This is a genomic window from Roseibium sp., from assembly GCF_048260565.1.
In the GTDB taxonomy this organism is placed as follows: Bacteria; Pseudomonadota; Alphaproteobacteria; order Rhizobiales; family Stappiaceae; genus Roseibium.
In genome coordinates, this window is the sequence record NZ_JBLXGP010000005.1 from 57,405 (window position 1) to 78,806 (window position 21,402).

Genomic DNA, 21,402 nt, shown 5'->3' on the forward strand with positions numbered 1-21,402 from the left:
CGCCGCGGATTTGCCGCCCGCCCATTATTCGTCCGAAGAGGACGTTGAATATCCGGCCGCGCCTTCGCCGGGCCCCTCGCCTTCGGCATCCTCGTCATTATGGACACCGGCCAGTGGCTTCTTCGTCGCGGTCGGCGGCGCCCCGGCTCCGGCTGCGTGATAAGTCACCTGCGGGAACGGAATCTCGATGCCCCACTCGTCGAAGACGTCCTTGACGTATTCGTTGTAGGCCCGGCCGACGCTCCATTGATCTCCCGGCGTCGTCTTGATCCGGGCACGTATGTCGATCGCGCTGTCGCCGAAGTTGGTGACGCCGTGCATTTCCAGATCACCGATGATTTTGTTGCCGTAGTCCGTCTTTTTCAAACGCTGGAACGCCTCCTCCAACGCTGCTTTTGCCCGCCGGACATCGGTGTCGTAGGCGACGCCGATAACGGCAACGTGATAGGAGAAATCGCGCATGAAGTTGGACACCGTATCGACCGAGGAAAACGGCACGATATGGCTGGTCCCGTCGAGATCGCGCAGCCGTACGGAACGGACGGTCAGACGTTCCACGACACCGGTCACGCCTCCGACCGTGACCACATCTCCCTCGTTGATGGCATTCTCGATCTGAATGAAGGCACCGGTGATGATGTCCTTCACCAGGGTCTGCGCCCCGAAGGAGATGGCCAGGCCGACGACACCGGCACCGGCGATCAGCGGCCCGATATCCACCCCGACCTCCGACAAGCCCAGCAGCGCGGCCATGACGATGACCAGCACCGTGAAGGCATTTCGAAAAAGCTGGAAAAGCGTCCGCACCCGGGCTGTCACCACATAGCCGGCCTGCTCCCGAAGACGCAGATCGATCCAGGACATCATCCCGAGCCAGATCACGAAGGCAATCACCACGACGAAGAAGGCTGAACTGAAACGACCGACAATGGAGATCCCCTGTTCGCTCCGCAGCCAGCCGATAATGTCGATGAAGCCCCAGATTTCCAGCAACAACAGGAGGGTCACCAGGAAAACGAAAATCCGCAACAGCTTCAGCAGACGCGGCACGAAGGCGTTTATCCTGCCCTGAAGGGCGGGGAGACTTTTCCGCAGGTCCTCCGGCAGACGGATGCCTCCGGTGATCGCCCGGGTCATGATGAGCGTGACGGCCGTCCCGGCCATGATCGTCAACACCGACAACACCGTCGCCCGCATGGCGATTGCCACTGCCTTGAACGGACTTGTCAGCCACAGGCCGAAAACCAGCAGGACGTACAAGTTCGCCCAGATATGCCAGACCCGTGCGAGGATTTTCATGGCCTTCTTGCCGAAGGCGCCCGGCATCTGATCGGCATAGGCTGAAAGACCGCTCGATACCTTGCGACGGTTGCGATGGATCAGCGTGAACAGGATGAGAGCGGAGATGATGACGACCAGCGCCCGCACCGCATTACCGATCACGAAGGAAACCGCCAGATTAGCCACGGGGACGCCCAGCATGATGCCGTATCCCATGAGCGCGACGACAAACCCGAGTTGCCGGCACCAGTAGGACGCGGTCTCGTCGCTGAACGGAAACAGCCGCAGTTCCCGGCGCTTGGGCGCAAAGAAGAGCCTCAAGCCGACCTTGGTCAGTCCGGTGATGAGGAAGGCATTCAGCGCCAGGCTCTCCAGCAGCGACACACCGCCATCCAGCAGCCCGAACTCGATCAGCGCGGCCGCGTATCCCGCACCCCAACCGACGACGACAATTGCGGCATCGGCGACCGTGGTCGACAACAGGATGAACGCGCGCTGTGCCCAACTGCCGTAACGGGCGCGTACGGCCTGGCGGTCGAACAGAAAGGTCAGGAGCTTCTGGCCGATCCCAAAGAGCACCATCGCAGCGCTCAGAACGATCACGACTTCCAGAGCAGCAATCCGCGCCCTGTCCCAGCGGACCTGGATCTCGCCATTGACGAGCAGCGACACGCCCCGGAAGGAATGGGCCACGCGCAGAACAAGCCCAATGGCGTCATCGGCGATCAGTTTTGTGTATTCGCCAAGCCGGACCGCGAAATTGTCACGAGCCGTGGCGTCTGAATTGCGGGAAGATTGCGCGGCCGGATCCGCCCCTTCAGCCGTCGGCTGTGCCACAGCATCATTTGTGGAACCCGCGGCACCCGCGGGCTGACCCGTGGCCTGGGTCGCCTGATCTTGCTGCCGGATCAGGTCGATCAATGCAGCCCGGCCTTTCGGATCTTCCAGCAACCTGGCCAGCGCATCGGCAGCCGCGCCGACGGCGGCGGAAGCCGTCTCGGACTCAGGAGCAGGAGCCTGCTCCCCTGCAGCTTCAGGACCCGCGTTTGAAGGCACGCCCTCCTGGGCATGGGCAATCGACCCAAAGAAACAAACAAGCGATACTGCCAGGCAGCGCATCAAGACGGTCATCATCGCATCCGGTCGTTTATTCTCATTTCGGGCGGCTCAAACCCATTCCCTCGCGGTGTCTGCTGCTTAACAGGATTTGATGCGTGAGATGAACCAAATTCGCCCGGCCGAAGCCGCAGGGTCGCAAGATGGGAGTGCGGTTTCAAGACGTCCGGCCCATCCATGGCGTTCCCAAGTAGACAAACCCGGGCTTTACCGTTCGTTCAGCATGTTTCGTAACCCGGACATAAGAGTGTCTGGTGCATGCTCTCTCGGTTATTGGGGGAAATATGTCCGAGTCGCTTCTAAAGCTGGCAAAAACAAAAACGCCTGAAGCGCATGCTGAACTCGTGCTCGGCATTGCGGATGCGATATTCAACAATATCGACGCACGGACAGACGATGAACTGCGCCTGTTTGCCGAGATTGCCCTCCTGCTCTACGCCACCATGCCGGCAACGGGACGCGCCCGGCTCTCAAAGCGTCTGGCCTCCCACGCCCGCGCACCGGTGAACCTGGCGATGAAACTGGCGGAAGACGAACTCGACGTCGCCCGCCCGATGCTGCTTCACGGCGGATGCTTCACCCAGGAGCATCTGCTTGAGCTTGCCCGCCGGGTCAGCGACAAACATCTGGAATTCATCGCGCGACGTTGCGACCTCGGCTATGAAGTGTCAGACGCCCTCGTCAAGCGGAGCACGAAGCCGATCAGACGGCTTCTGGCGAGCAACCGGGATATCCGTCTCTCCCGTCTGGCCCTGCAGACCCTGGTCCGGAAATCCATCGACGATGTCGTTCTGCGTGAGGACCTTGTGCTACGCAAGGATCTGACCCACCGCCTGCGCGAGCAGATGCTTCCCTATGTGAATGAAGCGACACAGACCAGGCTGCGTGACATCATCAACGGCGCCCTGTCCGACGAGACACTCAGCCAGATCGCCCGTTTCAAGCAGATCCGCCGGGATTTCGGTCCCGCCCTCGATACATCCGACATGCGCAAGCTCTGGCGGATGGCGGAAAAGGCGCACCTCGACCTGAACGATCTCGTCATCCTGCTCTTGCAGGACAACCGCTTGTCCCATGTTACCGAATTGCTGGCTATCTTGACCAAGCAACCGCCGGCGGACCTACGCAATGCGGTCTATAAGGGCATTTCCGATACGGTCATCGAAACCGCTCTACGACTGAAACTGCGCCCGGACACATTTGCCTTGCTCGCCCATACCCGCTGCCGCCATCTGCGCATTCCGGATTCCCAGGCCGACGACTGGATCACGGTCTATTCCGAAGCCTTGCTCGGCTTACGGGGTTATGCCGAGAAGCCGGCCGACGGATTTGCCGCGAAGCGGCGTCGCAGATCGACGGTCGGGCGTGACAAATCCGCTGAGAAAAGATCCAGGCGGCTTGCGGTCATATAGGTCCGACAGCCGATGCTCTAGCGGTTACAGAGGAAGGCCGCCAGGGCGGTCGACAGTGTTGCGGCGGCATAAAACCAGAGCCCCGGAAGCACCGCGGCATCCGCCAGGCTGCTCGTCTTTGCGGCAAACATCACCAGTGCCACCAGCATCACATCGAGCATCGACCACTTGCTGACCGCCGAGAGAAGCGCAAGGGACCGGGCCTTGCCTCCGTTAAGCGCGGCCATATGGGTCAAGAGGATCTTCACTGCCGGAAACCCGATCGAAAACGTTCCGATAAGGGCGGCCAGCCACGGATCCCCATCCTTCCACAATGTCTGCACGATCTCGATCAGCGACGGCCGGTCTTCCAGAAAATACAGTCGCTCGAACCGCATCAGGGGCAATGTGAGCCCCAGGGCGAAGGAGAAGGTTGAAACCGGCAACAGCAAGGCAATGATCAGGCGCATGGAACCTATGTAGTCATTGTTTTCGAATTTGAACGGCATTCATACAGAAACAGCGCGCAAAAGACAGACGGGGCGACCGCTCCGGCGGCCGCCCCGTCCTATTGGATTCATCAGAGACGCAGGCTTCAGGCATATCCCTGAGGCTTGCGCCGGTCCAGGCCCGTCAGGGCCGGACGTAGGCGTATCCCTGCTCCTGCAGTTCCATCAGGCGCACCACCCCGGAAGGCACGACACCGGCCTCGCTGAGGAGTTTGATCTCATGACCTTCTTTCTTGGTCATGCCCTTGATGGTGTTGTTGCAGGCCGAGAAGGTGATGTTCGGCAATTCCAGCGCCATGGTCGAGATGCGGTCCTTGACCGGGCTCTTGTCTTCGCGAAGCATCATCAGCCCAGGCCCGTAGGTCACGAGTTCGATCGCCACGTCCTCACCCTTTTCGGAATAATAGGCCGCGAGGTTCTTGGCGTTGTTCAGCGCCATGTTCATGACCTGGGGATCGTCCTGGTTCACGTGAATGGCCACTTTATGTGCAGAAGCCGCCGCGAATGCAGTATTCGGCAAGAGCATTGCCGACAGAATCAGGAAAAGACCTGCCATAAATTTCATATTCGTTTCCTCCCAAAGCACGAAAACGTGCGCAGTTGTTGACCCGACCATCGCAGAACGGATCATACGTATTAAACCATAGGAGGTGCGACAAAATACATCAGAATTTTGTGATATATGAAAAATAGTGTGCGTTTTTACGTCCCGCGGGACGTGAACAGGTTGCACCTGTCCGCTCTGCGCCCGCCAGGCACCTTTCGATACGGCACCCGATCAAGCGGCAGTTTCTGTTCTCGCAGACCGGCTCAGCGCGCGCGGGCCCGGCCTGCGATTTCGTCCAGCTCTTCCTGTTCCGCCATTTCCTGGGCGGACCGTTCGCGTTGCTGGTCGCGTTCCTCGAGCTGTTCGAATTTCTTCAGCTCTTCGATCGCTTCCGCCAGTTCTTCGCGCGCACGTTCAAGCTGTTCGTCCAGTTCATGGGCCGAATTTTTCAGATTGTCGCGCCGGGTGGCGGCAGCTTTCGCAAACGTCGGGTAGGCGAAATGGCTCACATCCGTGATACCGACGCGTTCCTGCTCCGCGCGGATCTGTTCGTCCAGCTCGTCTGCCATTCTATTGAACTCGGCGATCATCGACTCGATCTGGGTCAGTTGCCGCCGCTTGTCATCGACCTGAAACCTCTTCAGGCGAATGAGACTGTCTCGGGTTTTCATTACTCTATACTCCCCTAACAGGAGCATCCTAATCCGGAGTCATTTCCAAAAGGTTGGCAAGTTGAAAATAACCTTCTTCTAACGACGTTGATTCGTCCTTGCCCTGATTCAGAAAGGTCTCCATCGGATCAAATCGCCGGATCGCCTCGTCTACGCCAGGATCGGATCCCTTGCGATATGCGCCCAGGCGAATGAGCTCTTCCATATCCGTGTAGGTGGACAAGAGCTGTTTTGCCTTGCGCAGAACCGGCAGATGCTCGTCCGGCACGCAACGCGGCATGGTTCGCGAGACAGACTTTAGCACATTGATCGCCGGATAGCGCCCGCGTTCGGCAATCGCGCGCTCCATGACCACGTGCCCGTCCAGAATACCGCGCACCGCGTCTGCTACCGGCTCGTTGTGATTGTCGCCTTCCACCAGAACCGTGAACAGGCCGGTGATCGAACCGGAACCGTTCAGCCCGGGTCCGGCCCGCTCAAGAAGGCGCGGCAATTCGGTGAAGACCGTCGGCGTATAGCCCTTCGAGGTCGGCGGCTCGCCGATGGACAGACCGATTTCCCGCTGGGCCATGGCGAAACGGGTGACGGAATCCATCATGCACAGCACGTTTTCGCCTTCGTCGCGGAAATGTTCGGCAACCGTCATGGTCAGATAGGCCGCCTGCCGGCGCATCAGCACGCTTTCGTCCGATGTCGCCACGACCACCACCGAGCGGGCGAGCCCCTCCTCTCCCAGATCGTCCTCGATGAATTCCTGCACTTCGCGGCCACGCTCGCCGATCAGACCAATGACGGCGACGTCGCATCTCGTATTGCGGGCCAGCATGGACATGAGCACCGACTTGCCGACCCCTGAGCCCGCGAAAATCCCCATCCGCTGGCCTTCGCAGCAGGTTACGAACGTATTGAGTGCACGGACCCCCAGGTCGAGCGGCGGTCCGACCCTGGCCCGCTCGGACGCCGGCGGCGGCGAACTTCGCAATTTGCGAGGCGTTTCGCCTCCGGGCAATTCACCCTTTCCGTCGATCGGCTCGCCCATGGCGTTCACCACCCGGCCAAGCCATGCATTCGACGGATGAACGACACTGTCCCTGGAACTGATGACGGCCTTGCAGCCCATACGCACGCCTTCCAGACCGGAAAACGGCATGCACAGGGCATGCCCCTCCCGGAACCCGACGACCTCGGCCGGAACTTTCGGATTGTCCTCGCCGCTGTCGATCATGAGCCGCGAGCCCACGCTCATCTCGTGAATCGGTCCCGCGATTTCCACAAGCAGGCCCTGAACGGCGACCACCCGCCCGTAAATTTCGGTCGGCATCAGCGAATCGATGTCGGCAAAAAGCGACTTCAATTCAATTTCCTTTCAGGAGTTAACGAGTTTGGTAACGGATCGTTTACATCTCTGCTTAATGTTAACGTTTGGAACGCCGAGAGGCGAGCGCCATTTCAAAGTTCAAGGGCTTTGTGGAAATGAGTCTGAATGGAGTCGCGTACACCGATTTCCTAAAGTGAAACTTTAAGTGTCGAGGAACCCGATTTTTTACGGGGATTCAAGATCTTGGGTGTTTTTCACAGATTCGTTTTTATAGAGCTTGCCGCTACGAATCAGAATTTGTTAACCATTGATCTCTAGCTTTGAGTCGGGGTTAACACAGTCCTTCGTAGCAGGCACCGACAGAGCCGTTGCGACTTGCCCAGGAAAGGCAACAAAAGGGGATTGGCATGCGTGTATTGTTGATTGAGGATGACAGCGCGACGGCGCAGAGCATCGAGCTGATGCTCAAATCCGAGAACTTCAACGTCTACACGACAGATCTTGGCGAGGAAGGAATCGACCTCGGCAAACTGTACGATTACGACATTATTATGCTGGACCTGAACTTACCGGACATGTCCGGTTACGAGGTCTTGCGCACACTGCGCGTTTCGAAGGTCAAGACACCGATCCTGATCCTCTCGGGCAACGCGGGCATCGAGGACAAGGTTCGCGGTCTCGGTTTCGGAGCCGACGACTACATGACCAAGCCGTTCCACAAGGACGAACTGGTCGCCCGGATCCACGCCATCGTCCGCCGCTCCAAGGGACACGCCCAGTCGGTCATCGTGACCGGCGACCTCAAGGTCAACCTGGATACCAAGACCGTCGAGGTCGGCGGCCAGCGCGTGCATCTGACCGGCAAGGAATACCAGATGCTGGAGCTGCTTTCCCTGCGCAAGGGAACGACGCTCACCAAGGAAATGTTCCTCAACCATCTCTACGGCGGGATGGACGAGCCGGAACTGAAGATCATCGACGTGTTCATCTGCAAGCTGCGCAAGAAGCTGGCAGCCGCCACCTCCGGCAAGAACTACATCGAAACCGTCTGGGGCCGTGGCTACGTGCTGCGCGAACCGGAAGTCGAACAGGCAGCCTGATCAAGGCGGTACTTTCCTGCGACCACGGTCACGAATTTCCAAACCCCGCCGTCTCGGCGGGGTTTTTTGTTATAGCAAAGCACCGAGCAGACATGGCTCGACGCCCTTATGCGCGTCGCCTTTAAAAAAATGGCGGCCCGCAGGCCGCCATTTCGAACTGACATTCCAAGTCTGCCGTGGCTCAGCGCTGGAGGTTCGCCGTGGCAAACGTCCTGGGCGCCGGACCTGTCGCCGCTTTGGCGGCAACATTGCGCTGGAACAAACCGCGTTTTCCCGGAACCGGCTTGAAGGCATCCGTCAGGCCGACGACCGTTTCCGCGGCGCCGAGCACCAGATATCCGTCTTCGGGAAGGCTTTTTGCGATCCGGCCGAGGATTTCGGATTTCGTCTGCTGGTCGAAGTAGATCAGAACATTCCGGCAGAAGACGATATCGAACTCGCCCAGATGCGAGAAATTATCCAGGAGATTGAGCTTCTTCCATTCGACCATGGCGCGCAGGCCGGCATTGATCTGCCACATGTCGCCCTTCTGGTCGAAATACTTCAGAAGCATCTGGATCGGCAGGCCGCGCTGCACCTCGAACTGGCTGTAGAGCCCGGCCTTTGCCTTGTCCAGAACCTCGTTGGACAGGTCGGTTCCAAGGATCCGGGTCCGCCATCCGGCGACCTTGGACTGCGCTTCCTTCAGACAGATCCCCAGGGAATAGGGTTCCTGGCCGGTCGAAGCGGCAGCGCACCAGATCTTGATCTGCCGCGTCCTTGCACGCCCTTCCAGGAGGGCCGGCAGCATCGTTTCGTTGAAGTGATCGAACGGTGTCTTGTCGCGGAAGAAGAAAGACTCGTTGGTCGTCATCGCTTCCACGACGTCCGTCTCAAGCGCCTTGTTGGTGCCCCTCTGCAACACGCCGATCACGGCGCTCAGCGTTTCCAGCTTGGAACTGCGGGCAATCGGCAACAGACGGCTTTCGACCAGGTATTGCTTGTCGTTCGACAAAACCAGACCGGAGCGTTCTTTCAGGAATTTTTTCAGGAACTCGAACTCGCCCGGTGTCATCTGGTATTCCCTTTGAGTACGCGGCTGATTTTCGGTCCGATCTCCGAAAGCGGCAGAATATCGCTACACATTCCGGTCTGAGCGGCAGCGCCGGGCATGCCCCAGACAACACTGGACGCTTCATCCTGGGTGATGATGCTGCCGCCGCCGGCGGCAATCGTCCGCACTCCGTCGGCGCCATCGTGGCCCATTCCGGTCAGAATGAGAGCCAGGGTCGCGGATCCGTAAATTTTTGCCACGCTGTCGAACAGGGGATCGACCGCCGGCTTGCAGAAATTGACGGGCGGATTGTCGTTCAGGCGGATTCTGACCGTGCCGGCATCCTTTTCCAGCACCATGTGCTTTCCGCCCGGAGCGACGTAAATATGACCCGGCTGCAGCACGTCGCCGTCCTTGCCTTCCGCCGCGGGGCGAAGGGCGGCCTTGCCGACATGTTCTGCGAGAATTGCGGTAAAGGTCGGCGGCATATGCTGGGTGATCACCACCGGCACATCCTGGATCGACGTCCCGATCGCCTTCATGACCACTTGCAGAGCCTGCGGACCGCCGGTGGAAGACCCGACGGCCAGAATGCGCGGCTTCGCGGAGGAATAGGGGCGCAGCTTAAACGTCGCCGCGGCCGGTGCCGCCGGCCTGGCTGCGCCGCGAAAGGCCTCACGCGTATCGGGAGCCCGGCTTGCCGGTATCGGCGCCGCGGTGCGTCCGGCCGTCGTTTCCGCCCGCATTCTGTGCGCGGGACCGCGCAGGCGTCTGGCGCGAAGCCCGAGCGCCTTGACCTTGTCGATCAGTTCACGGCGGAAATCCACCGACGTCGTCACCTCGGAGGTCGACTCCGGTTTTGGCACGTAGTCGGCAGCACCCAGGGACAGGGCCTTCAAGCTGATTTCGGCGTTCCGGCGGGTCAGGGTCGACGCCATGATGACGACCAGGTCGCGTTTTTTGGCCAACATCAGCGGCAGCGCGGTCATGCCGTCCATTTCCGGCATTTCGATATCGAGAACAACCACGTCCGGGTTGCTCTTGAGGATGTCGTCCACCGCCAGCTTGCCGTTCCGCTGGGAGCTGACCACGGTCAGGCCGGGAGCATCATCCAGCCAGCGGGTCAAAAGCCCCCGGATGACCACCGCATCATCGACCACCATCACACGGATGGGATCGCTATCCTGGCTTGCCCCCGGAGTGGAGGTCTTTTGCGCAAATGCCATCTACTGAACCCGAACGCACGATACTGTTAGATGAGGCCAACTTCCTGAAACTTCGCTTCCACGATTTCGCGGTCGAAAGGTTTCATGATGTACTCGTTGGCTCCAGCCCGAATAGCCCGGGCGATATGCGCAACGTCGTTTTCAGTGGTACAGAAAACGACGATCGGCTTCTCGCCGCCCTCTTCGGCGCGCAGGCTCGTCAGGAACTCAAGTCCGTCCATGACGGGCATGTTCCAGTCCAGAAGGATCGCATCCGGCATGCTTTTGCGGCACTCGTCCAGCGCCTGCTGGCCATCTTCCGCTTCCGTGATCTGAAAATTCAGGTCTTCCAGAATTCTGCGGGCGACCTTTCGGATGACGCTCGAATCGTCAACTACAAGGCACTGTTTCATCAGGTTTAACTCCACTTTCGACCAGCCGGCCGATCACAACGTTATGCAGCAACCATCGGCTGTTCGGTAAACATTGCCCCCAGAAGCCGATCGACATCCAGAATGACCATGAGCTTGCCTTCAAGCCGATGAACACCACCGGAAATTTCGGCCCAGCGCTTGTCGAGATTGGACGGGTTGGCTTCGGCCGAGGCGACCGGCAGCGTCAGAACCTCGCCGACCGAGTCGATCATCAGGCCGTAGCTTTCATGCTTGTATTCGATGCCGACTGCCATCATCTGCCCTTCCTTCAGAGGCGGCAGATGCAGCCGGCGGCGCATGTTGATGGCCGTCACGATCCGGCCGCGCAGATTGAGAACACCGGCCACTTCCGGCGCCGAAAGCGGCACGCGCGTGACGCTTTCGGGCACGAACACGTCATGCACCTGGGAAATCGGCAGGCCGAAAAGCTGTCCGCCGATGACCACGGTGACATACTGGATCATGTCACTGCCAGTGGTGACTTGTTTTTCCAGCACAGTCATGCTGCTACTCCCATTTCACCGGAGAACACATCTTTCAGGGCCGCGATCAGGCCCGGACGGTCGAATTTCGCGACATAGTCGTCGAAGCCCGCCTGACGGCCGCGCTCGATGGAGGCCGGCGTCACCATGGCGGACAGGGCCAGGACCGGAATATTCCGGAACCTCGGATCGCGCCGGAGCGCTTCGCAGAACTCGAAACCGTTGATTTCCGGCATTTCGATATCGCTGACGACCGCATGGAATTTCGCGCCGTTTTCAAGCAGTTCGAAGGCATGGCTCGCGCTGTCACAGGTCGTGACATCGTAGCCTGCGGCCTTGAGGACAGGTGTCAGCATGTTCCGGAAGAAAGCGGAGTCGTCGACGAACAGGACCTTCTTGGTCAGGGCCTCGATGTCCATTTCCTTGCGCATGAACCAGTCTTCGAACGCCTGCGGCAGGTAATAGCCGAGGTCGATGATTTCCGTCGCGCGCTCCTTGACCACCGCGGATCCGAGGATGCCGGGACGCTCGGAGCCGACCTCGATGTTCATGCGGTCCTCGACAATGTCGACGATCTCGTCGACCACGAGGCCCATGGAACGACCGCTGTCGGAGAACACCAGCATCGGCTGGGTGCCTTCGGTCTTGTGCTGATCGCCGTCGGTGACATAGACGAGCGGCATGAGGGCGCCGCGGTACTGAACCAGATCCCGTCCGTTGGAGCGCTCGATCTTGGAGACCTCGAACTCCTCCAGGCGGGTAACCAGCGAAAGCGGAACCGCCTTGGGCTCGGGAGCGCCTGCACGGAAGAGAAGCAGCGAAATCGACGACTGATTGGTATGCGCCTTCTTCGTCAGATCTTCCGCTTCCTCTTCGGTCTGCTCGGCCACCGCACTGGAAGCATGGCTTGCCATGGCGCTGGCAACTCCGTTCGGATCGATGATCATGATCACCGAACCGTCACCGAGGATGGTGTTGCCGGAGAACATGGTCAGGTTACGCAGCATCGTGGACATGGGCTTGACCACGATTTCCTCGGTATGGAAGACGCCGTCCACCACGACACCGAAGGTCTGGCTGCCAACCTGCATGACCACGATGAAGCCGTTGTCCGCATCGATGGCATTCTCGACGTCTTCGCCTTCGTAGATGCCGAGCAGCTGGGACAGATGTACCAGCGGCAGAAGCTTGTTGCGCAGACGCAGAACCGGGGTGTCCTTGATCCGTTCGATCCGGTGTTCGGAGTTCGTCTGGACTCGCACCAGCTCCACGACCGAAAGCTGCGGGATCGCGAACCGATCGCCGCTGGCTTCGACGATCAGGGTCGAAACGATGGCCAGCGTCAGCGGGATCTTGATGGTGAAGGTCGTTCCCTTGCCCGGCGTCGAGCGAAGATCGACCGTACCACCAATGATTTCGATGTTGTTGCGCACCACATCCATGCCGACGCCGCGGCCGGAAACGCTGGTCACCTCGGCAGCGGTCGAGAAACCCGCAGCGAAGATGTACTTGTGGATCTGGGCGTCCGTCATCTTGTCGAATTCGGCTTCGGTCGCAAGTCCGCGCTCGAGCACCTTCGCCTTGATCTTGCTGACGTCGAGACCTTTACCGTCGTCGCGGACCTCGATGATGATGTGACCGCCTTCATGGTAAGCGGCAAGGGTAATGGTACCCTTCTCATGCTTGCCCGCAGCCTTGCGGTCCGCCGGCATTTCCAGGCCGTGGTCGGCCGAGTTGCGGACCATGTGGGTCAGCGGATCCTTGATCATTTCAAGGACCTGGCGGTCTAGTTCGGTATCGGCGCCGATCATTTCGAGTTCGATCGGCTTTTCCAGTTCCTGGGACAGGTCACGCACGATGCGCGGCAGCTTCTGCCATGCATTGCCGATCGGCTGCATGCGCGTCGCCATGACGCCTTCCTGCAGTTCGGCCGTGACATTCGACAGCCGCTGCAGAGGAACCTTGAATTCGCTGTCTTCATGACGGCGGACGATTTCCAGAAGCTGGTTCCGGGTCAGCACCAGTTCCGACACCATGGTCATCAGGTGCTCAAGCGTATCGACCGCCACACGAATGGACTGGTTGGAAACGGACGAGCCGCCGCCGGATTTCTTGTCGCCGTCGGCCTTGGCCTTGCCCGCACCCTTCGCGGCAGCCTTTTCCTTGACCGGAGAAGCCGCAGCAACCGGAGCGGCATCTTCAACAGCCTCGTCTGCGACCGGATCCACGACTTCCGCCTCGACTTCCGTTTCGCGGAAGGCACGTTCCAGTTCGTCGAGAGAAACCTCGCCGGGGCGCAGCGGGCGTTCCAGGGTCTGATCCGGCAAAATATCGCCGGCAGCTTCCTCTTCCGGCGCTTCCGCTTCGGCTTCCGCATCGCTTGCGGCCGCTTTGCCCGTATCCGCATTGGTCGACATGCGTTCCATTTCGGAAATCAGATCGCTGTCGTCGCCTTGCGGTTCCTCGCCTTCCGCCGCTTCGAGATCGGCAAGGATTTCCTTGATCCGGTCAATCGACGTCAGGATGATCGACACGGCCTCTTGCGTGACGGGAGCCCCGTCACGGAACTTGCCCATCAGTGTCTCAGCAGCGTGTGCGATGCCTTCAAGTCGTGGGAGCCCCAGGAAACCGCATGTGCCCTTGATCGTGTGCACAAGGCGGAAGATGTTATCAAGAATTGTCGCGTTGTTCGGCTCTTGCTCGAATTTGACAAGTTCAACGTCGACAACGTCGAGACTTTCATTGGTCTCAGTAATAAATTCCCTGAGGAGGTCGTCCATGGCCTGCTCTCACCCGACTGGTTACTGGTTCCGCGCCTCGTAGAGGCGGCTGGACCGTTATGTCCATGTCGAAAGGGTGAGGCGAAACAGTTAAGATACGCTGAAGCGCAAAAAGAGTTTTTCTTTCTATATTCTATATTTTCATGGAGGCAGTAATTTTTACAAGGTCCTCATCTTTGTCGATATCAAGCTTCATCCCGCTTTCCCGGGCAAGCAGAAGCGCGTAAATCGGCTGCACCGAATGGGCGTCGATCCGTTCGGGCTCTTCTCCAGACAGCGTTTCCTTCATGCCCAGCGGAATACGCGGGTTGAGGCCCTTGGCGGTCAGGAGGAAGGAAGGAGCGGACGGCTCGCCCTCCATCTCGACCTTGATTTCCCCGCCACGCGGAACGCACTGGTTAGCGATCAGAATAAGATTTAGCAGAAGTTTGACGAAATTCTTCGGCATCAGGTGCCGCTGCACTTCCCAGACGAGATCGGACTTCTCGTTTTCCATGAACCCGGTCGCAACGACCTGTGCATCGCCCAGATCAATCTCCGCTCCGGCCGACCCGGCCGCGCCGAAAGCAAGCCGCGCGAACTGCAGTTTCGCCGAAGCCTGGCGGGCGCTTTTCCGGATCAGGTCCATGGCGAACTCGCGCATGTCCTCCGAGCCTTCCTCGTCCAGAACCTCCAGCCCGTTGGTTATGGCACCGACCGGGCTGATAATGTCATGACATACCCGGCTGGCTACGAGGGCAGCAAGGTCAAGCGCGGAAAGTTCTTTAAGTTCGGGCATGGCTATCCAAGGCTCTTTCGGCGAACTGATGCCAATTGATTCGTTAACTGTGATTTCAAGGGATACACACGACGGGCTTCAATGCCAAGCCGCAGACAAATTCAGCGGTTCGGAACACAGCCAGTTTTCTGTGCATTTGCTTCCGCTTCCGCCAGCAACTGCCGGTCATTGACGAGAAAGAGGAACCGGTTGACCTCCGAATGGAAGAAAATCAGCTTTCTGCCGACGATGGCGAAGATGAACGGATTTCCGGACGTCGCGAAGCCATTTGTCAGGGCATAAGCGCCGCACGCGGCAAACAACGGCGCATAGATTTCAGGATTTTTCTTGAAAGCCGCGAGATTTCCCTGATTGACGAACACCCATTCGGCCCCTCCCCATTTGTAGGAAAACTTTCGGCTTCCCTGACGCGGACGATTATCGACGAAATACGAAACCGGGTCGTGACCGCCGATCGCATATCCTGCGATAGGGTCCGGCACGAAAAGCGGTGGACGCGCATTGCCCCTTTCGATTCCGGTAAAAATTCCGGTTCCAAAGCAGAAAGCTGCGGTACAAAGGAACGCGAGCCTTACCCTCGTCCTATTTCCTCTCCAGTTTTGCATTTGTCCGGACTATGCGTTTGGCTGTCTTCACTGGCGAATCAGTCGCACAGCGCAGACACTATAGCACCGGCAAAGAACGATCCCGGTTTATCGCAGGGCGCACCGGCAGACCCGTCCTGCTCCTTTGAGGAGAAAGCCTTCCATGTCAGCATTGCCCAAAGCCAAGATCCTGCGGAGCCTGGCAGCCTTCATGGTTTTCGGTGCGGTTCTCGCACTCCCGCGATTTTCCGCGACCACGGACAGCGGCAAAGCGCACGCACAGCCGCCGGAGCAGACCTACGGCCAGGACCAGGTCGTTGCCACCGGGCACAAATTTTTCGGATCGGTTTCAGGCGGCCTCGCCTCGGTCGTGGAAAAGGCCTTTGCCAAATACGGGGAGCCGAACGGCTATATTCTCGGCGAAGAAGGCGCCGGCGCGATCGTTGCCGGAGCCCGCTACGGCGAGGGCCATCTCTATACCCGCAACGCAGGCACCCACAAGATCTTCTGGCAGGGACCGTCCATCGGATGGGACTTTGGCGGAAACGGCGACCGGGTGATGATGCTGATCTACAATCTGCCGACCGTGGATGCCATCTACAAGCGATACGTCGGCGTCAACGGATCCGCCTATCTTGTGGGCGGAGTCGGCATGACCGTCCTGTCCAACAACAACGTTTTCGTGGTTCCGATCAAGTCCGGGCTCGGCGCCCGTCTGGGCGTGAACATCGGCTATCTGAAATTCACCGACAAGCCCACATGGAACCCGTTCTGACCGAATGGCATGAAGCGGTATCCAATTGAAAATGACGCTGGGTTCCCCATGAACAACGGCGCAAATCGTTGCTCTCCGACATCGCGTCGTTTATTGATGCACTGTGATTTGAAGTCCTGCAAGTGATCTGGAGCCGGTCGTGATCGAAGCGGCAATGTATGGTGCACTCGGATTTTTTATAGCCACGCTCCTTGGCCTGGCGATCCTGCCTGCTGTCTACAGGCGCGCCGTCCGGCTCACCCAGGAAGCCATGAAAGCCGTCAATCCGTCCACCTACGCGGAAGTCCGGGGCGCTCAGGATCATGAGCGTGCCCAGCATGCCTTGGCGGTCCGGAAGGTCGAGCGGGCCCTCGACAAGGAGCGGGAAAATGCCGTGACCTTCCGCCTGGAGGCGGGCAAGCTGGCCGCCGAGCTGATCAAGGAAAAGTCGAAACACGAAGCCGAACTCAAAAGTCTTCGTCAGGAATTCGAGAACGAGGTCACGGAAAAATCCAAGGGCCGGCAGGCGGAGCTGCAGGCGGAACTGGAAACCGTCCGCCAGAAACTGCACGAGACCGAGCAGGCTCTGGCAGCCGCCCACGCGGAAGCGGACGTTCTCAAGGCCAAATCGACCGACGAGAGCGGATGGCTACCGGCCGAGGATACGATGGCCCTCGCCACGATTACCGGCCTTGAATCCCAGATTTCCACACTGAAGGCGCGCCTGGCGAAATACGAAGGCGGCGAGATCCCTTCTCCCGACCTGCATCTGGAGACCGGCGCGGCCAAGCTCCAGAAAATCGTGAAAGACCTGGAAGCGCAGCTGGTTGATGCCGAAACCCAGTATATTTCCGCGCAAGCGGAAGTCGCCCGCCTCACCGTACAGATCGAAACCGTCGACCTGCCGCGCGATGACCTCGTGGAACGGCTGGAGCGCGATCTGAAATGGGCTGAAACCGAAAAGGCCCGCCTGACCGCCCTGACCCGGGATCGGGAACGGACGTTGCTCAGAGCCCAAAATCAGATCATGCGCCTGCGCCAGGACCTGAACGCGACCCCCGCGCTTTCCGGCCTGCGCGAGGAGCTCAAGGAACTCGGCAAACGGATCGCCGAACGCGACACCGGCCCCGTTTCGGGAAAATCCGGAACTGCGGATAAACAGGCCCCGGCCGCGAAGAACAAGACGACCGGCAAACCGGACAGCCGGAAACAACCCTCTGCGGAAGCGGATCGCGCTGACAAGCCCGGAAAAGACCGGAAGACAACTTCCGAAGGCCCCCAGAAAGCGCCAACTCCGGTCAGCGCCCTTGTCAGCCGCATCGTCAAATCCAGCCAGGCGAATGCGGAAAGTGACGCAACGCCGACAAACAAGACCGATTCCAAAAAGAAGCCTGACACCGGCTCCAAGGACAAGAATCGGGATGTTGCTTAAGCCTGCGAAAGCCGGGCAGCGCCGCGAGCTGGGCAGCCCCTTTTTAGGACGGCTCGCCTACGTCTGCGTCACCTGATCCGTTGATTGATGTTTTATTGTGGCCATACGGCCACAATTTCGCCCCGATAGTTGCCTCGACGGAAATATTGTGTTCCATAGGCCCATATTTATTGCTTTTATCGGCATGTCGGTTGCACGCATAGAATTACTCCAAAATAAAAAACGCGCGTGAGTCGGCAATGAGGGGCCAAAGACAGACGCGAAACAATGATCACTTTTCTCGGATTCCCGTTCCGCTCGATTCTGCTGTCTTTTGGTGGAATAATAGCGATCGGCACGGCATTACCATCCGCCGCCGCCGACCAGGCACCGACGACCATACATCATGGCCTTCGCGCCGACGCCATAACACGGCTTGAAAACTACGTTTCCGGCCTCGATCGCCGCGAAACCGCCCCGATCGTTCTGGCCGCCGACGACACCCTTCTTGAGGATTCCGACGATACGCTTTTGAACAACCCGGATGACGCGGCCGCATCGGATACGGATAATCTGTTGCCCGGTGACGACAGCGACAATCTCCTGGCAGCGCCTGCGGACAGCAGCGACGATCTGCTCACGTCCGATGACAGCGGCGGCGACGACCTCCTTTCGGGCGGAAACGAAAGCGGTGACGATCTTTTGAATGCTGACGGCGGAGGAGACGACCTTCTCCTGCCAAGCGACGAGGAAAACCTCCTTCTGCCCGGCGGTGGCGGGCTGGAAACGGCGGAAGAGAACAAGAAGAAAGAGCCGGCGATCACGCAAAGGGCCGCCAACGAAGCCCACGAAAACCTGTTTATCGAAAGCAAGTATCCCTCGGCCAACACCTGCGCCACCTGCCATCCGCGCCAGTACGAACAATGGTCGGTCTCCCAGCACGCCTACGCACAGCTGAGCCCGGTCTACATGGCCATGCAGACCACCATCAACATCAAGACCAGCGCGACCAACGGCGATTTCTGCATCCGTTGCCACAACCCGGTCGGCATGAACCTCGGCGAGTCGCTTTACGTGACCAATCTGGACCGGCCGCCCACCTCTCGCGAGGGAATTACCTGCGTGGCCTGCCACCGGGTCAACAAGAACTACGGCAAGATCAGCGGCCGCTTCGCACTTGAACAAGGCGACATCTTCTCCCCGGTCTATGGCCCGAGCGGTGACCAGGAGCTCGCCCGGGTTCTGAACCATCCGGAAGAATACCGCGTCTCGACATCGAAAGACGATCCGGGCCGCAGCATCCACACCCAGGCCAAAAAGTTCTTCACTCTGACAAAGCCGAGCTTCTGCGGAACCTGTCACGATGTGACCCTTTTGAACGGTTTCCGCCTGGAAGAGGCCTTTGCCGAATTCAAGCAGACACCGGCGGCCAAGCGCGGCGAGACCTGCCAGGATTGCCATATGGGCAAGATCCAGGGCGTAGCCTCCGGCTACCACTATGGTCCCGCGGCCATCGTCGGCGACGTGCCGACCAAGAACCGCAAGCTGACCGACCACTCCTTCGCCGGACCGGATTACTCCATCATCCATCCCGGCATTTTTCCGCACAATGTCGAGGCGGCCGAGTTCAAGACACTGCGCGAGTGGCTGCAGTTCAGGTATTGGGAAGGGTGGGGAACGGACAAGTTCGAGGATTCCGTATCCGACAATTACAAGTTCCCGAAGGCCTGGCAGTCCATCGACGACCGTTACGACGCCCGCGCAATTCTGAAGGTTCAGTTCGAACGGCTGGCGAAAGCAAGGGCCCTGCGCGAACAGGTGTTGCGCAACGGTTTCAAGCTGAGCGACATCAATATTCTTAAAGGCGACCGGAGCGGCCTGAAATTCTCGGTGGATGTGCGCAACGGCACCGACGGCCATGCGGTTCCGACCGGTTTCGATGCGGAGCGACTGATCTTCCTGAAGGTGGAAGTCAGGGACCGGCATGGAAAGATCGTCTATGTGTCCGGGGACAGGGACCCGAACGGCGATGTCCGTGATTCCCACTCTCTTTATGTTCACAATGGCGAGCTGCCACTCGACAAGGATCTTTTCAGCCTGCAGTCCAAATTCCTGGTCCGCATGATCCGCGGAGGCGAGCGCGAACAGGTACTTGCGGTCAACACCTCGACCGACGTTCTCCCCTTCGTGCGTCCGGAAACCCGCGCAACCACCATCTACGGCCGCCCCCGCGGCGCCCGCAAGCACAAGCAGACCATCGAGCCGAACGCCAGCCGAACTGCCACCTATGACATTCCCGGCAACAGGCTGAAACCGGGAGAAACCTATTCCATTTCGGTGAGCCTGATCTCCCAGATGGTGCCGGTCAATCTTATCGCCGCCATTCAGGGGGCAGGCTTCGATTACGGCATGAGCCCTGCGCAGATTGCCCGGGAGATTGTGCGTGGAAGTTCCGTCCTCTGGACGCGCCGGTCAAAAGTCCGGATCGACTAGGGGGCCATGAGGGGGGTGATGAACAACGTGCGCATCGGCAAGGTCCTGTTCTATCTGGCGCTGTCCTGTTCGGCTTTGGGCGGCAAAGCCCTTGCGGCAAGCAGCAGCGCGCTGAGCGAAGAACCCCGTCCCATGCTGACCGAACAGGAGGTTCACAAGGCGCAGAAACGGTATGGGGGCGGGCACCACAGCAGCACGCTTCCGACAAAGTCGAAGCCGCTGTTCACCAAGGAAAACGAGCCTAAGCCAACGCCTCCGATCATCGAGCGCGGCGACAAATTCCTTGCAAACGGAAACATCGAACCAGGATACACCCTGCCTACCGGCGCGGTCTGGCAGCCTGGTCTCTGGGTCTTCGGCAACTGGCGCAACGCGGCCGGGCACTTCGATAACGGCAGGGCGGAAAGCCAGGAGTATCTGGCCACCCGCCTCGACCTTTTCTTCAATCTCAAGCTGTCGCCGACGGAACGCATCCTGCTCGGGATCACGCCATTCACGGACGGCGCCCAGCAAACCGGGATCCTGCATCGCAATTCACAGGGAACCACGTTCGAAAACGGTCTTAATCCCTATATCAACACGCTGTTTTTCGAAGGCGAATTCGGCGAAATCTTCCCGAACCTCGATCCGGATGACAACAAGGCCCTCGATTTCGGTTTCGCCATCGGCCGTCAGCCGATCTTTTTCCAGGAAGGCATCATGATCAATGACACGATCGATGCCATCGGGATTACACGCGATACGATCATGATCCCCGGCCTGACGCCGGACATGCGCCTGACGGCCCTCTTCGGCTGGAGCAACATCCATCGCAATGACAATATCCGCGACCGCGATGCCTATCTCCTGGGTCTGTTCACGGAAACCGATTTGCGCTGGAGCACGGTCAACCTGGACGGGTCCTATGTCATCAGCACCAATCCTCAAGGCGGGGACGGACTGTTCCTCGGTGCAGCCGCCACGCAGCGCATAGGCCAGTTCAACACCTCGTTCCGGATCAACGGCTCCCTGGCCGTCAACGAAAAGGGTCCGGCGGTCGACAGCGGCGTTGTCCTGTTTTCCGAAGTTTCCCGAACCGTGACCGGCTCCGAAAACCTTGTTTATGCGAATGCGTTCTGGGGCATCGAGAACTATACCTCCGCAGCCCGCGGGCCGACCACCGGCGGACCGCTCGGCCGCGCCGGGATTCTTTTTGCTTCCCCGGTCGTCGGTTTCGCAGGCTCGGCCCTGTCGAACCAGGCAAATGATGTATTCGGGGGCGCCCTCGGCTACCAGATGTTCTTTAATCATGAAAAAACGCAGCTGACTCTGGAACTGGGCGGGCGGAAAGATACCGACGGCTCGAACACCGGAGCTGTTGCGTTCGGCGGCCAGTTGCTGCACGCTTTGAACAATCGCAGTAGCATTCAATTGGACGGCTTCGTCTCCGAGGGTCAGAACCAGACCACGGGTACCGGGCTGCGGTTGGAGTTGAGGACGCGATTCTGATGTTCGCAAAGCCAAGAGCCATGCGTA

At 59.2% G+C, this 21,402-nt stretch carries 18 protein-coding genes; 6 read left to right on the top strand and 12 right to left on the bottom strand.

Going from position 1 to position 21,402, the window contains the following annotated elements; translation table 11 throughout:
- Positions 1 to 24: 24 nt before the first annotated feature.
- Positions 25 to 2,412: a mechanosensitive ion channel domain-containing protein gene (locus tag ACN0SO_RS13065; RefSeq protein ID WP_417678337.1), complete on the bottom strand. Its 2,388-nt coding sequence runs from the start codon at positions 2,410 to 2,412 to the stop codon at positions 25 to 27.
- A gap of 269 nt (positions 2,413 to 2,681) precedes the next feature.
- On the opposite strand from ACN0SO_RS13065, the gene ACN0SO_RS13070 reads away from it, so the two are divergent.
- Complete coding sequence (locus ACN0SO_RS13070) at positions 2,682 to 3,809, top strand: DUF2336 domain-containing protein (RefSeq protein WP_417678339.1); 1,128 nt, start codon at positions 2,682 to 2,684, stop codon at positions 3,807 to 3,809.
- Between the two features lie 17 nt (positions 3,810 to 3,826).
- Here ACN0SO_RS13070 and ACN0SO_RS13075 read toward each other — a convergent pair whose 3' ends face one another.
- From ACN0SO_RS13075 to fliI, 4 genes are all read right to left on the bottom strand, one after another.
- On the bottom strand, positions 3,827 to 4,297 hold the full coding sequence (locus ACN0SO_RS13075; protein WP_417678341.1) for a paraquat-inducible protein A: 471 nt from the start codon (positions 4,295 to 4,297) through the stop codon (positions 3,827 to 3,829).
- 124 nt (positions 4,298 to 4,421) lie between these two features.
- The gene (locus tag ACN0SO_RS13080) at positions 4,422 to 4,862 is read right to left on the bottom strand and encodes a DsrE family protein (RefSeq protein ID WP_417678343.1); all 441 of its coding nucleotides are present in this window, start codon (positions 4,860 to 4,862) and stop codon (positions 4,422 to 4,424) included.
- Positions 4,863 to 5,107: 245 nt separating this feature from the next.
- Positions 5,108 to 5,515: a flagellar export protein FliJ gene (gene fliJ, locus ACN0SO_RS13085; RefSeq protein ID WP_417678345.1), complete on the bottom strand. Its 408-nt coding sequence runs from the start codon at positions 5,513 to 5,515 to the stop codon at positions 5,108 to 5,110.
- 28 nt (positions 5,516 to 5,543) lie between these two features.
- Positions 5,544 to 6,836, bottom strand: coding sequence for a flagellar protein export ATPase FliI (fliI, locus tag ACN0SO_RS13090; protein ID WP_417678778.1), 1,293 nt, complete (start codon positions 6,834 to 6,836; stop codon positions 5,544 to 5,546).
- A gap of 404 nt (positions 6,837 to 7,240) precedes the next feature.
- Between fliI and ctrA the strand changes: the two genes are divergently transcribed.
- The gene (gene ctrA, locus ACN0SO_RS13095) at positions 7,241 to 7,933 is read left to right on the top strand and encodes a response regulator transcription factor CtrA (RefSeq protein WP_153771958.1); all 693 of its coding nucleotides are present in this window, start codon (positions 7,241 to 7,243) and stop codon (positions 7,931 to 7,933) included.
- A gap of 181 nt (positions 7,934 to 8,114) precedes the next feature.
- Here ctrA and ACN0SO_RS13100 read toward each other — a convergent pair whose 3' ends face one another.
- From ACN0SO_RS13100 to ACN0SO_RS13130, 7 genes are all read right to left on the bottom strand, one after another.
- Positions 8,115 to 8,987, bottom strand: a complete 873-nt coding sequence (locus tag ACN0SO_RS13100) for a CheR family methyltransferase (protein WP_417678347.1) — start codon at positions 8,985 to 8,987, stop codon at positions 8,115 to 8,117.
- Positions 8,984 to 10,192 carry a protein-glutamate methylesterase/protein-glutamine glutaminase gene (locus tag ACN0SO_RS13105; RefSeq protein WP_417678349.1) on the bottom strand — a complete coding sequence of 403 codons (1,209 nt, stop codon included), beginning with the start codon at positions 10,190 to 10,192 and terminating at the stop codon, positions 8,984 to 8,986. Before ACN0SO_RS13105 ends, ACN0SO_RS13100 begins: the two co-directional genes overlap by 4 nt.
- Positions 10,193 to 10,218: 26 nt before the next feature.
- Positions 10,219 to 10,584 (bottom strand): response regulator, encoded by a 366-nt coding sequence (locus tag ACN0SO_RS13110; protein ID WP_417678351.1) that lies wholly within the window; start codon positions 10,582 to 10,584, stop codon positions 10,219 to 10,221.
- A 41-nt stretch (positions 10,585 to 10,625) separates the two neighbouring features.
- Positions 10,626 to 11,108, bottom strand: a complete 483-nt coding sequence (locus ACN0SO_RS13115; protein ID WP_417678353.1) for a chemotaxis protein CheW — start codon at positions 11,106 to 11,108, stop codon at positions 10,626 to 10,628.
- On the bottom strand, positions 11,105 to 13,867 hold the full coding sequence (locus ACN0SO_RS13120) for a chemotaxis protein CheW (RefSeq protein WP_417678355.1): 2,763 nt from the start codon (positions 13,865 to 13,867) through the stop codon (positions 11,105 to 11,107). Before ACN0SO_RS13120 ends, ACN0SO_RS13115 begins: the two co-directional genes overlap by 4 nt.
- 133 nt (positions 13,868 to 14,000) lie before the next feature.
- Complete coding sequence (gene chpT / locus ACN0SO_RS13125) at positions 14,001 to 14,645, bottom strand: histidine phosphotransferase ChpT (RefSeq protein ID WP_417678357.1); 645 nt, start codon at positions 14,643 to 14,645, stop codon at positions 14,001 to 14,003.
- Between the two features lie 101 nt (positions 14,646 to 14,746).
- Positions 14,747 to 15,127: a YHS domain-containing (seleno)protein gene (locus ACN0SO_RS13130; protein ID WP_417678359.1), complete on the bottom strand. Its 381-nt coding sequence runs from the start codon at positions 15,125 to 15,127 to the stop codon at positions 14,747 to 14,749.
- Between the two features lie 265 nt (positions 15,128 to 15,392).
- Here ACN0SO_RS13130 and ACN0SO_RS13135 point away from each other — a divergent pair, with 265 nt between their 5' ends.
- From ACN0SO_RS13135 to ACN0SO_RS13150, 4 genes are all read left to right on the top strand, one after another.
- Complete coding sequence (locus tag ACN0SO_RS13135) at positions 15,393 to 16,004, top strand: DUF1134 domain-containing protein (RefSeq protein WP_417678361.1); 612 nt, start codon at positions 15,393 to 15,395, stop codon at positions 16,002 to 16,004.
- A gap of 139 nt (positions 16,005 to 16,143) precedes the next feature.
- Positions 16,144 to 17,415 carry a hypothetical protein gene (locus ACN0SO_RS13140; protein ID WP_417678363.1) on the top strand — a complete coding sequence of 424 codons (1,272 nt, stop codon included), beginning with the start codon at positions 16,144 to 16,146 and terminating at the stop codon, positions 17,413 to 17,415.
- Positions 17,416 to 17,682: 267 nt separating this feature from the next.
- Positions 17,683 to 19,887, top strand: coding sequence for a multiheme c-type cytochrome (locus tag ACN0SO_RS13145; RefSeq protein WP_417678365.1), 2,205 nt, complete (start codon positions 17,683 to 17,685; stop codon positions 19,885 to 19,887).
- A gap of 18 nt (positions 19,888 to 19,905) precedes the next feature.
- Complete coding sequence (locus tag ACN0SO_RS13150; RefSeq protein ID WP_417678367.1) at positions 19,906 to 21,375, top strand: hypothetical protein; 1,470 nt, start codon at positions 19,906 to 19,908, stop codon at positions 21,373 to 21,375.
- The last annotated feature ends 27 nt before the right edge of the window (positions 21,376 to 21,402 follow it).

Coding starts and splice junctions, on each gene's coding strand:
- ACN0SO_RS13105 (WP_417678349.1), bottom strand. CDS start 10,192: ATGGCATTTGCGCAAAAGACCTCCACTCCGGGGGCAAGCCAGGATAGC.
- ACN0SO_RS13115 (WP_417678353.1), bottom strand. CDS start 11,108: ATGACTGTGCTGGAAAAACAAGTCACCACTGGCAGTGACATGATCCAG.
- ACN0SO_RS13100 (WP_417678347.1), bottom strand. CDS start 8,987: ATGACACCGGGCGAGTTCGAGTTCCTGAAAAAATTCCTGAAAGAACGC.
- ACN0SO_RS13145 (WP_417678365.1), top strand. CDS start 17,683: ATGATCACTTTTCTCGGATTCCCGTTCCGCTCGATTCTGCTGTCTTTT.
- ACN0SO_RS13120 (WP_417678355.1), bottom strand. CDS start 13,867: ATGGACGACCTCCTCAGGGAATTTATTACTGAGACCAATGAAAGTCTC.
- ctrA (WP_153771958.1), top strand. CDS start 7,241: ATGCGTGTATTGTTGATTGAGGATGACAGCGCGACGGCGCAGAGCATC.
- chpT (WP_417678357.1), bottom strand. CDS start 14,645: ATGCCCGAACTTAAAGAACTTTCCGCGCTTGACCTTGCTGCCCTCGTA.
- ACN0SO_RS13080 (WP_417678343.1), bottom strand. CDS start 4,862: ATGAAATTTATGGCAGGTCTTTTCCTGATTCTGTCGGCAATGCTCTTG.
- ACN0SO_RS13070 (WP_417678339.1), top strand. CDS start 2,682: ATGTCCGAGTCGCTTCTAAAGCTGGCAAAAACAAAAACGCCTGAAGCG.
- fliI (WP_417678778.1), bottom strand. CDS start 6,836: ATGCCGACCGAAATTTACGGGCGGGTGGTCGCCGTTCAGGGCCTGCTT.
- ACN0SO_RS13065 (WP_417678337.1), bottom strand. CDS start 2,412: ATGACCGTCTTGATGCGCTGCCTGGCAGTATCGCTTGTTTGTTTCTTT.
- ACN0SO_RS13110 (WP_417678351.1), bottom strand. CDS start 10,584: ATGAAACAGTGCCTTGTAGTTGACGATTCGAGCGTCATCCGAAAGGTC.
- fliJ (WP_417678345.1), bottom strand. CDS start 5,515: ATGAAAACCCGAGACAGTCTCATTCGCCTGAAGAGGTTTCAGGTCGAT.
- ACN0SO_RS13135 (WP_417678361.1), top strand. CDS start 15,393: ATGTCAGCATTGCCCAAAGCCAAGATCCTGCGGAGCCTGGCAGCCTTC.
- ACN0SO_RS13075 (WP_417678341.1), bottom strand. CDS start 4,297: ATGCCGTTCAAATTCGAAAACAATGACTACATAGGTTCCATGCGCCTG.
- ACN0SO_RS13150 (WP_417678367.1), top strand. CDS start 19,906: ATGAACAACGTGCGCATCGGCAAGGTCCTGTTCTATCTGGCGCTGTCC.